This window comes from Micromonospora sp. NPDC006431 (assembly GCF_042870725.1).
Taxonomy (GTDB): Bacteria; Actinomycetota; Actinomycetes; order Mycobacteriales; family Micromonosporaceae; genus Micromonospora.
This window is the reverse complement of sequence record NZ_JBIAHQ010000003.1, coordinates 471489-485208: the sequence shown is the minus strand read 5'-3', so window position 1 is coordinate 485208 and position 13720 is coordinate 471489. Positions and strand designations below refer to the sequence as shown.

Here is a 13720-nt window from a genome sequence, read left to right as displayed (position 1 = left end):
CGGCCCCAGCTGTCCCAAAAGCCTCACCGACCCAGCGGATTGCCCGCCATGCTGCGGAGCTGACCGGCCAGGACGTGCGCGTCGGCGTCCCGGCCCTGGTCGGGCCGGCCGGCGGTGATCGCGTCGGCGAGCGCCCGCAGCTCGTACGGCGGCAGGGTGGCCAGCCCCATACCCTGCAACGGGATGGTGACCTGTCGGCCGGTCTCCCGGTCGCGGGCGATCACGGTCGGCACCCGCAGCACCGCGTCGTTGCCGCCCCGGTAGGCGACCGCCCCGCCCCCCACCTCGGCGGTGGCCAGGTCGACGGTGCGGGTGGCGAGCGCGCCGCGTACGGAGGCCCGGGTCCCCTCCAGCCAGGCGGCGGTACGCAGCACCCGCAGCAGCAGGTAGAGGCCGAGCAGCACGATCGGCAGGCCGCAGAGCCCGACGAACCGGACCGGCCCTGCCGGAGCGCTGTCGTTCAGCGCCGGTGGGAGCATGTCGGGCGGCAGGTCCCGCGCCTCGTCGTACGACGGGAACGGGTCGCCGACGCCGGTCAGCCGGCTCAGCAGGCGGTCGGCGAAGACCGGCAGCAGCACGAACACCGCCCCGAAGGCGGTGCACAGGACACCCACCACCGCCGCGAAGGCGCGCTGGCCGGGCGCGGCGCCCACGGAGAGCCGGACCTTCTCGTTCATCACAGGCGCAGCCTAGATGCTGGTGGCAACGGGGCCGGAGACGACTGTGCGCCCCGGTCCGGGTGGACCGGGGCGCACAGGTCAGGTGGTGGAGGTGCCGGGAATCGAACCCGGGTCCTTCGCCGCCTTGTCAGGGCTTCTCCGAGCGCAGCTCGCTGTGCCTCTACTCGGCCCCTCCGATCACGCGAGCGAGTCGGTGTGACGGGCCCAGTCGCTGATTGATCTCGCCGCACGGACCCCGCGACCGGGTCCGATTGGCCAGCCTTCTAGCTGATGCCGGCTAACTGGGTCGAAGGCGCTCCCAGGCCGACAGACTTGCTACTCGCCTCAGGCGGCGAGAGCGAAGTCAGCGCGATTGTTCTTGGCGCTTATTGGTTTCCGACGACCGATTCACGAGACGACGTCGGCTTCCTCGGCTCGCTTCCCCTGCCGCAACGCACGAAGTCGAAACCAGTCACCCCCTCGAAGGGCTGCCCCTGTCGGCAGCACCACCAAGCCTAACGCCTGCCGCAACCGGATTCATCCCGAGGCCCGCCCGATCATGGATCGGGACATCGGGGGAGGAATCAGTCGTCCATGCCCTTGCCGCGCCGGCCGACCACCCGGGCGATCTCCCGGTCGGCGTCCCGCTTGGCAAGGTCCTGGCGCTTGTCGTACGACTTCTTACCCCGGGCCAGGCCGATCTCCACCTTCGCCCAGCCGTCGGAGAAGTAGACCTGCAACGGCACCATGGTGAGACCGCTCTCCCGGGTCTTGCCGATCAGCCGGTCGATCTCCAGCCGCTTGAGCAGCAGCTTCCGGGTACGCCGGGGCTCGTGGTTGGTCCAGGTGCCCTGGGTGTACTCCGGGATGTGCATGCCGTGCAGGTAGAGCTCGCCGTCACGCTCCTGGGCGAACGCGTCGACCAGCGACGCCCGGCCGGCCCGCAGCGACTTGACCTCGGTGCCGGTCAGCGCCATGCCCGCCTCGTACGTGTCGAGGATGGCGTAGTCGTGCCGCGCCTTCTTGTTGGAGGCGACCACCTTGCGGCCCTTTTCCCGTGGCATCGGCGCCACCTCCCTTCCACTCGTCCGCGACCACCGGCCGCGGAGCGGGATCATGCTACCCGAATGACAAGGACCCTCCCGCGCCGTTTATTCCGGCGCGGGAGGGCCCTCGGAGAGCCGTCGCGCTGACTAGACCCGCAGGTAGAAGCGGAGCGTGACCCAGGCGGTGACCGCGCTGACCAGGCCGCCGACGCCGGCCATCAGCGGGAACATCAGGAAGATCTCGGACCAGGAGACCGGCGTGATCAGGCCCTCCACGGCCGCCATCGACCCGCCGGCGGCCACGACCTTCAGGCCGATCAGGGCCAGCAGGCCGAGGACCGAACCGATCAGGCCGGCGACGATGGCCTCCAGCACGAACGGGGCCTGGATGAACCAGTTGGAGGCACCGACCAGTTTCATGACCGCGACCTCGCGCCGCTTGCTGTACGCGGCGACCTGGATGGTGTTCGCGACCAGCAGCAACGCGGCGACCGCCATCACCACCGCGATGGCCAGCGCGAAGTTCTGGATGCCGCTGAGGACGTTGAAGACCTTGTCGAGGAGCTTGCTCTGGTCGACGATCGTGTCGATCCCCTCGGCGGTCTTGTACTCGTCGTAGATGCTCTTGTACTGCTCCGGGTTGTTCAGCTTGATCCGGAACGACGGCGGGAGGCTGTCCTCCTTGACCGCGCTGATCAGGTCGGGCGCGTCCTGGAACATCTCCTGGAAGCGCTTGTACGCCTCCGTCTTGTCGACGTAGGTGACCTCCTTGACCAGCGGGTCGGACTTCAGCTTGGCCTCGAGGTCGCCTCGCTGCTGGTCGTTGACGTCGGTCTTCAGGAAGATCGAGACCTGGACGTTCTCGTAGTAGAGGTCCTTCATGTCGCCGACCTTCTGGTAGAGAAGGCCGCTACCGCCCAGCATGAACAGCGACACACCCATCGTGATGATCATCGCGATGGTCATGGTGACGTTGCGCCACAGTCCGACCAGTACCTCGGAAAGGACGTATTTCATCCGCATCGGGAAATTCCTCCGGCTCTCCGGCGTGAGGTGTTCGTCGTCAGGATCTACGGATCGTCAGCGGGGCGACGGCTCAGCCGTAGACGCCGCGAGCCTGGTCGCGCACGATGCGGCCGCTCTCGATCTCGATGACGCGACGGCGCATCTGGTTCACGATGTTGGAGTCGTGCGTGACCATCACGACGGTCGTGCCGGTGCGGTTGATCCGGTCCAGCAGGCGCATGATCTCGATCGACGTGTCCGGGTCCAGGTTTCCGGTAGGCTCGTCCGCCAGCAGGATCAGCGGCCGGTTCACGAACGCTCGGGCCACCGCGACCCGCTGCTGCTCACCACCGGAGAGCTCGTGGGGGTAGCGGTGCTCCTTCCCACCGAGGCCGACCAGCTCCAGCACCTCCGGAACGACCCGGCGGGCGACCGCCTTGGTCTTGCCGATCACCTCCAGCGCGAACGCCACGTTCTCGTAGGCGGTGCGGTTCGGCAGCAGGCGGAAGTCCTGGAAGACGCAGCCGATGGAGCGCCGGAAGTGGGGTCGCTTCCAGGAGCGCATCGACGTGACGTCCTTGCCGTTGACGACGACCCGCCCCTTGTTGGGGGTGACCTCGTGCAGCAGCATCTTGATGATCGTGGACTTGCCGGAGCCGGATGGACCGATGAAGAAGACGAACTCGCCCTTCTCGATCGAGACGGACACGTTGTCGAGCGAAGGCCGGGACGCCTTCGGGTACGTCTTCGTCACTTGCTCAAGCTGAATCACGGGTCGAGAGTCTACGCGGTGTAACCGGAGAGCCAAGCCCCACGCCCCGCCGAAGCGAGTCGCGTCATCGATTCAGCCGGTCACCCAGAGATCGACGACGCGTTCCGTCGGAGCGGGATCACGCACCGTCAGCGCTGAGCTGCTGCTGCTTACGCCACCGGATGCCGGCCTCGATGAAGCTGTCCAGCTCACCGTCGAACACCGAGGACGGATTGCCCGTCTCCTGCTCGGTACGCAGATCCTTCACCATCTGATACGGGTGCAGGACGTACGAGCGCATCTGGTCGCCCCACGAGCCGGCGGCGTCGGTCTTCAGGCCCTGGAGCTTGGCCTGCTCCTCCTGGCGCTTGCGCTCCAGCAGCCGGGCCTGGAGCACCCGCAGCGCGGACGCCTTGTTCTGCAGCTGCGACTTCTCGTTCTGGCAGGTGACCACGATGCCGGTCGGGATGTGCGTGATCCGCACCGCCGAGTCGGTGGTGTTGACGCTCTGCCCGCCCGGGCCGGAGGAACGGTAGACGTCGATCCGCATCTCGTTCTCGGGGATCTCGATGTGGTCGGTCTGCTCGACGACCGGCAGCACCTCGACGCCGGCGAAGCTGGTCTGCCGCCGCCCCTGATTGTCGAACGGGCTGATCCGGACCAGCCTGTGGGTGCCGGACTCGACGCTCAGCGTGCCGTACGCGTAGGGCACCTTGACCGTGAAGGTGGCCGACTTGAGACCCGCCTCCTCGGCGTACGAGGTCTCGTAGACCTCGGTCGGGTAGCCGTGCCGCTCGGCCCAGCGCAGGTACATCCGCAGCAGCATCTCGGCGAAGTCCGCGGCGTCCACACCACCCGCGCCGGCCCGGATGGCGACCAGCGCCTCCCGGGAGTCGTACTCCCCGGAGAGCAGGGTGCGGACCTCCATCTCCTGGATGGCCTTGGTCAGCCCGGTGATCTCCGTCTCGACCTCGGCGAGCGTGCCCGGGTCGGACTCAGCCTGGGCCAGCTCCAGCAGCACGCCGGCGTCGTCCAGCCGGGCGCGGAGGTCGGAGAGCTTGTTGATCTCGCCGTTGACGTACGACAGCTGCGACGTCACCTGCTGCGCCTTGGCCTGGTCGTCCCAGAGGTCGGGCGCGGAGGCCTCCTGCTCCAGGCGGCCCTTCCGCTCGCGCAGCTTGTCGAGATCGAGGACGGCCTCGATGTTGCGCAGGGTGGCGTCGAGTTCCTTGAGCTGTTCGGCGTAGTCGGCAGCAGTCACGACAGACAAGCGTACTTGGCCGCTCGGCGTCCGCTCACCTCAGATGCCTCTACCCGCGCTGGTCATCCGCCGACCGGGGCGGACTTGAGCCAGGACAGCGCCGCCTTGTGGTACGCGACGGCGAACTCCAGCGCGCTGGCGTCGTACGCCTCGCCTTCCTTCTTGGCGTTCTTGGCCTGCTCACGCGCTGCCGCAAGGGCCTCGGAGTGGTACTCGTTCGCCGAGGCGTAGAGGTTCTTGAGCTGACTCGGCGAGTGAAGGTCGCCGAACGCGATCCGCAACGCGGTCGGGTTACGGATCGTGTCCCGCCCGGGGTCCTCCGCCAGCCAGCGGGAGAACGTCCGCTTCCCGGCCGCCGTGAGCGCGTACGGCTGGCTCATCCGCGGCCCGGGCTTGCCGAGCCGCACCAGCCCCTTCTCAGCCAGCACCGGAAGCTCCCGGTAGACCTGGCTGCGGGTCATCGACCAGTACGGCGCCAGCCGCCGCTCGGCGGCGGCCATCAGCTGGCCGCCTGTCATCGGTCCTTCGTGCAGCAGACCCAGCAGGGCTGCGGCCGTCGGGTTGACTCCGGATTCCGCCATGCCCTCTAAGCTGCCACTTCGCCCGACCCGGCGTCCAGGATTTCCGGTTTTCGCCACCCGTTGGGTCGTCCGATGTGCACTGTCGGCCGACGACAGTCCGCCGGGGATGTCCACGCCCTCCCCGGCCGGCCGGCCGCCGGTGACGCTCCGTGCGTCACCGGCGACCATCAGCAGGTCAGGCCATGTGCGGGTACCCATGGTCGGTCGGCGGGACGAAGGTCTCCTTGATCGTCCGCGGCGACATCCAGCGGACCAGGTTGTGCCAGGAGCCCGCCTTGTCGTTGGTGCCGCTGGCCCGGGCGCCGCCGAACGGCTGCTGCCCGACCACCGCCCCGGTCGGCTTGTCGTTGATGTAGAAGTTGCCGGCCGCGTACCGCATCTTCTCCGCCACCTGGTCGACCACCCGACGGTCGGTCGCGAAGATCGACCCGGTCAGCGCGTACGGGGCGATCGCCTCGGCCTGGGCCACCACCTCGTCGAAGCGGGCGTCCTCGAAGACGTGCACGCCCAGGATCGGCCCGAAGTATTCGGTGGTGAAGGTCTCGTGTGCGGGGTCGGAGCACTCGAACAGCGTCGGCCGGACAAAGTAGCCGACCGAGTCGTCGGCGGTGCCGCCGGCCAGGACCCGGCAGGTGTCGTCGCCGCTGATCAGCTCCAGCGCGGCCTGGTGCCGGCCGAACGCCTTGTCGTCGATGACCGCGCCGCCGAAGTTGCGGAAGTCGGTGACGTCGCCGTACGCCAGCGAGTCGGCGGTGGCGGCGAGCCGGTCCCGCAGCCCGCCCTCCCACATAGACCGGGGGATGTACGCCCGCGACGCGGCCGAGCACTTCTGGCCCTGGTACTCGTAGGCGCCCCGGATCAGCGCGGTGTGCAGGGCGTCCACGTCCGCGCTGGCGTGCGCGACCACGAAGTCCTTGCCGCCGGTCTCGCCGACCAGCCGCGGGTAGCCCCGGTAGCGGGCGATGTTCTCGCCGACCGTCCGCCACAGGTGCTGGAACACCTTGGTCGACCCGGTGAAGTGGATGCCGGCCAGGTCCGGGTCGGCGAGCACCACATCGGAGACCTCCTCGCCGCGCCCGGTGACCATGTTGATCACGCCGGGCGGCAGCCCGGCCGCCTCGAACAGCCGCATGGTGAAGTGCGCGGCGAACTGCTGGGTCGGGCCCGGCTTCCAGACCACCGTGTTGCCGAGCAGGGCCGGCGCCGACGGCAGGTTGCCGGCGATCGCGGTGAAGTTGAACGGGGTGACCGCGTAGACGAAGCCCTCCAGCGGCCGGTGGTCGAAGCGGTTCCACACCCCCGGCGAGGACATCGGCTGCTCCGCCAGCAGCTTCCGGGCGAAGTGCACGTTGAACCGGAGGAAGTCGATGAACTCGCAGGCCGAGTCGATCTCGGCCTGGACCACCGTCTTGGACTGGCCGAGCATGGTGGCCGCGTTGAGCGTGTCCCGCCACGGGCCGGAGAGCAGGTCGGCGGCGCGCAGGAAGATCGCGGCCCGCTCCTCGAACGGCAGCGCCCGCCACATCGGGGCCGCGTCCTTGGCGGCCTTGACCGCGGCGCGGGCGTCGTCGTGGGTGGCGTGCCCGGTGATGCCGAGCACGTGGGCGTGCTTGTGCGGCTGGACCACCTTGATCGGGTCACCGCCGGCCATCCGCTGCTCACCGGCGATGGTCATCGGCAGCTCGATCTGCGCGGCGGCCAGCTCGGTCAGCCGCCGCTGGAGCCGCTCCCGGTCGGCGCTGCCGGCCTCGTAGGTGTGGACCGGCTCGTTGCGCGGCTCGGGTACGGAGAACACGGCGTCCATCACGGCTCCTGTGCGATCTCGACGGCGGTGGCGAAATCGGACCCGCGGGCACCGACCGGGCGGCCGGGTGCCGAGCACCGCGCGGCGGACCGGTGCGGCGGCGGGACCTCGGCCAATTCTTCCATGCGGCACCCCCCGCCCCACCCCCGCCGCCCCCGGCGAACCCCGCCCGCAGCCGACACCCGGACGCACCGGCACACACCGGACCGTAGGCAGCAACCGCCTCCGCCCCGACGATCCCTCAGCCCGCAACCACTCTCGCCTACGATCCGTCACCAGCGATCCGCATCGTCGGCCGGGTGGTGGGGAGGCTGCGGATCCCGTCGGCACCGCCCCGGCGCCAGGCCCACCCGCCCGTCTCAGGCGCCGTCGAGCGTCCGGCCGCCACCCGCTGGCGGGCGCCGGCCCGGGTCGGCACCGACCGGCGGGCGGGTCCCGAAGGGCGCACGGGACGCCGCGTACCCTGGATGACCGGTGACCTGCCCGGCCCGTCGCGGCCGATCCGGCGTCCGTCGAAGGGGAACACGATGAGCAACCAGCCCGGCAGCTCCACGGCTGCGGAGCCGGACCAGCCCGTGGTCGACCCGGCCGACGAGCCGGAGCAGTCGAGCGCCGACCCGGCCGACGAGCCGGCCACCCTGGAGGGCACCGGACGACCGGCGTACGCCCCCGGCGCGGTGGTGCTGGCGCTGCTGGCGGTCGGCTGGCTCGCCGCGATGCTCTGGTCCACCCGGGCCGCGATCAGCTCGGCCGCGGCCGGCGTCACCGCGATCAGCCTCTCCGCGTACGCACTGCCCGGCGTGATCTGCGCCGCGCTGGTCGCCGGCGCGGCGGTCGCCCTGGCGGTGACCAACCCGCTCGGCCGGGCCACCCTGCGCTTCCTCGCCGCCGTCGGCACCGGCCTGTTGGTCGGATTCGCCGCCGCGGTCGCGATCAACCTCACCTACGCCGACAACGCGACCACCAACACCATCGCCGGCACCACCGCGGCGGCGGCGATCATCGGCGGCGCGCTGGCCGGCGCCCGCAACGCCCGGGTGGTGGGCGGGCTCGCCAGCGCCACGCTGGCCGCGCAGGTCTTCGTGGTGCTGTTCAGCCGCGCCCGGGACCCGCTGTCCGACCTGTTCGGTGCCGGCGACACCCAGCAGTCGATGCTCGACGCCGCGAAGTGGGTGTCCCGCACCGAGTCGCTGCTCGCCGGGCTGATCGCCGGCCTGGTGGCGTTCGGCTACCTCACCTGGGCCCGCCGCCGCGCCGCCCGCCGGGACGAATCCGTGCAGCTGCGCTGGCCCGCGTACCTGGTCGCCGGGGCCGGGCCGGGCCTCCTCCTGCTGCTCACCGAGGTGATCATCCGGATCGGCGGGCGCGACCTGCTCAACCTGGCCGCCGCGCTCAGCGAGGCGGACCAGGTGGCCCAGACCTCCCTCGGCACCTCCCGCCTCGACAACGGCATCTGGGTGCTCTTCGTCGGGGCACTCACCACGCTCATCGCGTTCGGCCGCACCCTCGGCCCACGGACCGTCGAGGAGGACGAGCCGGCCGACGAGCAGGTCGCCGCCTGACCCTCGGGTGCGGGTCAGGAGACCGCGCGCAGCAGCAGGTCCAGCTCGGTCACGTCGTACCACTCCAGCTCGTGGTCCTCGGCGCCGTCGACGGTGAACTGGGCGTCCGGGTCACCGGCCTGCGCCTCGGCCACCACCTCGGCGGCGGCCGCCACGTCGTCGACCGCCTCCGCGCCGTCCACGTGGATCGCGGCGACCGCCTTGACGGGCACCGGCCCGACGAGCCGGACCAGGCTGGACCCCAGCTCACCGCCGACCCGGCCGACCGCGCGGGCCGGCAGGTCCACTGAGACCACCACCCGCCGGCGGGGCGCGCCCGGGTCGGCCCGGAGCAGCAGCAGCGCGTCCTGGGCGGCCCGGGTGAAGGCGACGTACTCCAACTCCTCCTCGTCGCCCTCGGCGTACCACTCGCGCAGCTCCGGGGTGACCGCGTGCGCCTCACCGACCGCGAGCCCCTGCTCACGCAGTTGCGCCAGCAGCGGGACGGTCGCCGGCACGTACACCCGGACAAGCTCGTCGGTCACCGGTCTCTCCCCTGCTCAGGCCTGGCCGGCGGACGCCGACCCCGGGCGCCGATCATGCCGTACGCCGTGACCGTCATACACCCCGCACCCGCCCGGGAGAAGTTCCTCGCCGGTGTGTCCGCCGACCGGATCGCCGCACCGCGCTGGGGCGGAACGGCTGCTGGTGGCAAACTGAGGCAAACGAAAGCCAACCCCGGGAGTCACCGTGGAGCCCAGGTTCCTGCTGCTGTCCGACGTGGCCGCCGAACTCAACGTCTCGGACTCGCAGGTCTACCACATGGTGCGCAGCGGCGAGCTGCCCGCCATCAAGATCGGCGGCCGCGGGCAGTGGCGGGTGGAACGCGCCCGGCTGGAGGAGTACATCCAGCACAAGTACGCCGAGACCGCCGAGTGGGTACGCGGCAACCCGCTCGTCGAACGCGACCCCGAGTGACCGCGCGACCCCGTAGCGGCATTGACGGGCGACGCTGCCCTGTCCGACAATGAAGCCCTGTCGGAGGCAAACGGAAGCAAACGCAAGGAACAGGGGTTGAGGATGGTCGACACCCGCCGCCCGTTGGCACCGCGTCCCCCGGTCCGGCTCCGACCCGCCCCACCGATCGACCCGCCCTGCACCGACGAGGGCTTGCCCTGGGCCGACGTCGACCAACTCACCCTCGACCTGTTCGACCCGCGCCGCCGGGATCCCGACCGGCCCGACGGGCGCGCCCCCGACGTCCGACCGGTGCCCACCGGCCCGGGCCGCCGCACCGGGGGGCCACCCGCCGCCGCGCTGGCCACCGCCACCCCCGAGGCCACCCGGGCGGCGCACCGGTTCGTCCGCACCTTCCTGGAGATCGTCAACGGCTACCGGCCACCCGGTCAGCTCCGGCCGCTCTGCCTGCCCGACGCCACGACCCGGGTGGCCACGGAGCTGACCCGGGCGGCCCGACGCGTGGGCCCGGTACGCCGCCGCGCCACCCGGCCGGCCCTCCAGCTCCGCCGGCTGCGGGTCTGCGAGCCGCGGGCCGGGGCCGCCGAGGCCGCCGCCGTGCTCGCCGGAGCCGGCGGCGCCAGCTGGGCGATCGCCCTGCGCGTCGAGCACCGACGCGGCACCTGGCTCTGCACCACCCTCGAGGTGCTCTGACCCGCCGCCGCCGGCTGCGCCCCGGCCTGCGCGAATCCGCTCGGGACGACGTCCGCCCGACAGGCGCGATCGACTCGAGATGCCGCACATCGCGTGGTCCAGCAGCGCGAACACCGCCACCCGCCGCAAGGCGCGTCGATCAACTCGGCCCGGCCCCCGGACGTCCGTGACCGACTTGGGATGCCGCACATCGCGCGGTCCAGCAGCGCGGATAGCACGACCTGCCGCAAGGCGAGTCGATCAGCTGGGCCTCGGACAGGGACGGGCCCCGGCCGTGTTCGGCCGGGGCCCGTCGTCGCTGGTTGCGGGCGGGCTCAGTTGCCGCCGTTGGGGGCGCCGTGGCACCGCTTGTACTTGCGGCCGGAGCCGCACGGGCAGGGCGCGTTGCGGGACGGACCCTCGCCGGCATCCACCTGGCCGGGGGCGGCCCGGCGGGCGGTGCTGGCGGCGACCCCCTGGCCGTTCATCCCCGCGGCCGCCGGGCGCCGGGGCTTGCCCGAGGCGGACGGCGCGGCGGGCCGGGCGGTGCTGTCCGGGTTGCCGATGCCCAGGGCCGGCGCCTGCTCGTCGGCCCGCTCGATGGCCGGCGCGCCGCGGCCGGCCTCGCCGTCGATGGCGGGCGCGGAGTATTGCAGGCCCTGCTGCTGCGGCGCGCGGTTGAGGCCCTTGGCGCGGATCTCGACCGGCTTCTCCAGCAGCTGCACCTCCTCGGCCTCCGGCTCGGGCTCCTCGACCTGCACCTCCAGGTTGTAGAGGAAGCCGACCGTCTCCTCCTTGATGCCGTCCATCATGGTGGCGAACATGTCGAAGCCCTCGCGCTGGTACTCGATGACCGGGTCGCGCTGGGCGTACGCCCGCAGGCTGATGCCCTCCTGCAGGTAGTCCATCTCGTAGAGGTGCTCGCGCCACTTGCGGTCGATCACCTGGAGCAGGACCATCCGCTCGAGCTGGCGTACCGCGTCCTCGCCGAGCTGCTCCTCGCGCCGGTCGTACGCGCCGTGGGCGTCCTCCTTGAGGCGGGCGAGCAGGAAGTCCTGGTCGAGGCCTGCCCGGGAGCCCACCTCCTCCTCCAGCTCGTCGACGGTGACGCCCACCGGGTAGAGCTGCTTGAGGCTGGCCCAGAGCTGGTCGAGGTCCCAGTCCTCGGCATAGCCCTCGCTGGTGGCGCCCGTGACGTACGCGCTGACCACGTCGTCGATCATGTTGCGGACCTGGTCGGAGAGGTCCTCGCCGTTGAGCACCCGCAGCCGCTCGGCGTAGACCACCTGGCGCTGCTTGTTCATCACCTCGTCGTACTTGAGGACGTTCTTCCGGATCTCGGCGTTCTGGCCCTCGATCTGGGCCTGCGCGCTCTTGATCTGGCGGGTGACCATCTTCGACTCGATGGGCACGTCCTCAGGGATGTTGAAGCGCTCCATCACCGCCTCGACGGCACCGGCCCGGAATCGCTTCATCAGCTCGTCCTGCAGCGAGAGGTAGAAGCGGGACTCGCCCGGGTCGCCCTGCCGGCCGGCCCGACCGCGCAGCTGGTTGTCGATCCGGCGGGACTCGTGCCGCTCGGTGCCCAGCACGTAGAGGCCGCCGGCGGCAGCCACCTCCTCGGCCTCGGCGTCGCAGGCCTGCTTCCACTCGGGCAGGACCTCCTCCATCGCCTTGGCGTACTCCTCCGGCTGCTCGACCGGGTCGAGGCCGCGCTGGCGCAGCTCGTTGGCGGCGAGGAACTCGGCGTTGCCGCCGAGCAGGATGTCCGTACCGCGGCCGGCCATGTTGGTGGCCACGGTGACCGCGCCCTTGCGCCCGGCCTGGGCGACGATCTCCGCCTCCTTGGCGTGGAACTTGGCGTTCAGCACGGAGTGCGGGATGCCCCGGCGGCGCAGCAGCTGGGAGATGATCTCGGAATTCTCCACCGAGACCGTGCCGACGAGCACCGGCTGGCCCTGCTCGTGCCGCTCGGCGATGTCCTCGACCACGGCGTTGAACTTGGCCTTCTCGGTCTTGTAGATGACGTCCGGCCGGTCCTGCCGGACCATCGGCCGGTGCGTCGGGATGGTCACGACGCCGACCTTGTAGACCTTGTTGAACTCACCCGCCTCGGTCTGGGCGGTACCGGTCATGCCGGAGAGCTTCTCGTAGAGGCGGAAGTAGTTCTGGAGGGTGATGGTGGCCAGGGTCTGGTTCTCCTGCTTGATCTCCACCCCCTCCTTGGCCTCGATCGCCTGGTGCATGCCCTCGTTGTAGCGACGGCCGTGCAGGATGCGCCCGGTGAACTCGTCGACGATCAGGACCTCGCCCTCGCTGACGATGTAGTCCTTGTCGCGCTTGTAGAGCTCCTTGGCCTTGATCGCGTTGTTGAGGTAGCCGACCAGCGGAGTGTTGACCGACTCGTAGAGGTTGTCGATGCCGAGCCGGTCCTCGACCTTGGCCACGCCCCGCTCGGTGATGGCGATGGTGCGCTTGGCGTAATCGACCTCGTAGTCGCCCTCGCCGTCGGTGCCCGGCTGCAGGCGGGCCACCACGGTGGCGAACTCCTGGTACCAGCGGGCGGAGTGCTCGGCCGGACCGGAGATGATCAGCGGGGTCCGGGCCTCGTCGATGAGGATCGAGTCGACCTCGTCGACCACCGAGAAGAAGTGGCCGCGCTGCACCAGCTCATCCCTCGACCAGGCCATGTTGTCGCGCAGGTAGTCGAAGCCGAACTCGTTGTTGGTGCCGTAGGTGATGTCGCACTCGTAGGCGGCCCGGTGCTCGCTGGCCGGCCGGTTGGGCAGCACCACGCCGACGGTGAGGCCGAGGAACTCGTGCACCCGGCCCATCCAGGCGGCGTCGCGCTGGGCCAGGTAGTCGTTCACCGTGACCACGTGCACGCCCTTGCCGGCCAGCGCGTTCAGGTAGACCGGCATGACCGAGGTCAGGGTCTTGCCCTCACCGGTCTTCATCTCGGCGATGTTGCCGAAGTGCAGCGCCGCGCCGCCCATCACCTGGACGTCGTAGGGCCGCTGGCCGAGCACCCGGGCGGCCGCCTCGCGGCACACCGCGAACGCCTCGGGCAGCAGGTCGTCGAGGGTCTCCCCGTCGTCGAGCCGCTCCTTGAACTGGTCGGTCATCGCGCGCAGCTCGTCGTCGGTGAGGTTGACGTAGTCGTCCTCGATCGAGTTGACGGCGGCCGCGATCGCCTTGAGTCGACGCACCATGCGGCCCTCGCCCGCGCGAAGGACCTTTTCCAGAATCGACACGGATCAACGCTCCCCTTGACAGTCTCGAACCATCGTAGGCGCTCCATCGCGGCGATGGTCACTGGTGGCGACGGTCCAGGGCCGCGAACCGGACATACCGCCTGGCCGGCACGCTGACCCGGCGCAAATCGGGTTACGCCGAACGCGAACGATCCGGCACGATGGCCC

General features: G+C 70.7%; 12 protein-coding genes and 1 other RNA gene. 3 read left to right on the top strand and 10 right to left on the bottom strand.

Annotation, left to right across the window (positions count from 1 at the left end; genetic code table 11):
- Window positions 1-23: 23 nt before the first annotated feature.
- The 8 genes from ACFYM6_RS08660 to pruA form a co-directional block, all read right to left on the bottom strand.
- Entirely contained in the window at window positions 24-677 is a 654-nt protein-coding gene (locus ACFYM6_RS08660; RefSeq protein ID WP_387273567.1) for a hypothetical protein, read from the bottom strand.
- Window positions 678-763: 86 nt separating this feature from the next.
- Window positions 764-1139, bottom strand: a transfer-messenger RNA (tmRNA) gene (gene ssrA, locus ACFYM6_RS08655).
- A 104-nt stretch (window positions 1140-1243) separates the two neighbouring features.
- The gene (gene smpB, locus ACFYM6_RS08650) at window positions 1244-1723 is read right to left on the bottom strand and encodes an SsrA-binding protein SmpB (protein ID WP_357436629.1); all 480 of its coding nucleotides are present in this window, start codon (window positions 1721-1723) and stop codon (window positions 1244-1246) included.
- Window positions 1724-1852: 129 nt separating this feature from the next.
- Window positions 1853-2728: a permease-like cell division protein FtsX gene (gene ftsX, locus ACFYM6_RS08645; RefSeq protein ID WP_387273565.1), complete on the bottom strand. Its 876-nt coding sequence runs from the start codon at window positions 2726-2728 to the stop codon at window positions 1853-1855.
- Window positions 2729-2801: 73 nt separating this feature from the next.
- The gene (gene ftsE / locus ACFYM6_RS08640; protein WP_073832794.1) at window positions 2802-3482 is read right to left on the bottom strand and encodes a cell division ATP-binding protein FtsE; all 681 of its coding nucleotides are present in this window, start codon (window positions 3480-3482) and stop codon (window positions 2802-2804) included.
- Window positions 3483-3600: 118 nt separating this feature from the next.
- Entirely contained in the window at window positions 3601-4722 is a 1122-nt protein-coding gene (gene prfB / locus ACFYM6_RS08635; RefSeq protein WP_387273563.1) for a peptide chain release factor 2, read from the bottom strand.
- Window positions 4723-4784: 62 nt separating this feature from the next.
- The gene (locus tag ACFYM6_RS08630; protein WP_387273561.1) at window positions 4785-5303 is read right to left on the bottom strand and encodes a helix-turn-helix transcriptional regulator; all 519 of its coding nucleotides are present in this window, start codon (window positions 5301-5303) and stop codon (window positions 4785-4787) included.
- Window positions 5304-5478: 175 nt separating this feature from the next.
- Complete coding sequence (pruA, locus tag ACFYM6_RS08625; protein WP_387273559.1) at window positions 5479-7107, bottom strand: L-glutamate gamma-semialdehyde dehydrogenase; 1629 nt, start codon at window positions 7105-7107, stop codon at window positions 5479-5481.
- Window positions 7108-7634: 527 nt separating this feature from the next.
- On the opposite strand from pruA, the gene ACFYM6_RS08620 reads away from it, so the two are divergent.
- On the top strand, window positions 7635-8669 hold the full coding sequence (locus ACFYM6_RS08620) for a hypothetical protein (protein ID WP_387273557.1): 1035 nt from the start codon (window positions 7635-7637) through the stop codon (window positions 8667-8669).
- A gap of 14 nt (window positions 8670-8683) precedes the next feature.
- Here the strand turns inward: ACFYM6_RS08620 and ACFYM6_RS08615 are convergent, their stop codons facing one another.
- Entirely contained in the window at window positions 8684-9193 is a 510-nt protein-coding gene (locus tag ACFYM6_RS08615) for a DUF6912 family protein (RefSeq protein WP_387273555.1), read from the bottom strand.
- Window positions 9194-9398: 205 nt separating this feature from the next.
- On the opposite strand from ACFYM6_RS08615, the gene ACFYM6_RS08610 reads away from it, so the two are divergent.
- Both ACFYM6_RS08610 and ACFYM6_RS08605 read left to right on the top strand, forming a co-directional pair.
- Window positions 9399-9626 carry a helix-turn-helix domain-containing protein gene (locus ACFYM6_RS08610; protein WP_357436609.1) on the top strand — a complete coding sequence of 76 codons (228 nt, stop codon included), beginning with the start codon at window positions 9399-9401 and terminating at the stop codon, window positions 9624-9626.
- 102 nt (window positions 9627-9728) lie between these two features.
- Window positions 9729-10319 (top strand): Rv3235 family protein, encoded by a 591-nt coding sequence (locus ACFYM6_RS08605; protein ID WP_387273761.1) that lies wholly within the window; start codon window positions 9729-9731, stop codon window positions 10317-10319.
- A gap of 314 nt (window positions 10320-10633) precedes the next feature.
- On the opposite strand, the gene secA is transcribed toward ACFYM6_RS08605, so the two are convergent.
- Complete coding sequence (gene secA, locus ACFYM6_RS08600; RefSeq protein WP_387273553.1) at window positions 10634-13552, bottom strand: preprotein translocase subunit SecA; 2919 nt, start codon at window positions 13550-13552, stop codon at window positions 10634-10636.
- Between the last annotated feature and the right edge of the window lie 168 nt (window positions 13553-13720).

What these genes read in the sequence shown, in the direction of transcription:
- smpB (WP_357436629.1), bottom strand. Translation starts at nt 1,723, where the DNA reads ATGCCACGGGAAAAGGGCCGCAAGGTGGTCGCCTCCAACAAGAAGGCG.
- ftsX (WP_387273565.1), bottom strand. Translation starts at nt 2,728, where the DNA reads ATGCGGATGAAATACGTCCTTTCCGAGGTACTGGTCGGACTGTGGCGC.
- ACFYM6_RS08605 (WP_387273761.1), top strand. Translation starts at nt 9,729, where the DNA reads ATGGTCGACACCCGCCGCCCGTTGGCACCGCGTCCCCCGGTCCGGCTC.
- ACFYM6_RS08620 (WP_387273557.1), top strand. Translation starts at nt 7,635, where the DNA reads ATGAGCAACCAGCCCGGCAGCTCCACGGCTGCGGAGCCGGACCAGCCC.
- ACFYM6_RS08630 (WP_387273561.1), bottom strand. Translation starts at nt 5,303, where the DNA reads ATGGCGGAATCCGGAGTCAACCCGACGGCCGCAGCCCTGCTGGGTCTG.
- ACFYM6_RS08660 (WP_387273567.1), bottom strand. Translation starts at nt 677, where the DNA reads ATGAACGAGAAGGTCCGGCTCTCCGTGGGCGCCGCGCCCGGCCAGCGC.
- pruA (WP_387273559.1), bottom strand. Translation starts at nt 7,107, where the DNA reads ATGGACGCCGTGTTCTCCGTACCCGAGCCGCGCAACGAGCCGGTCCAC.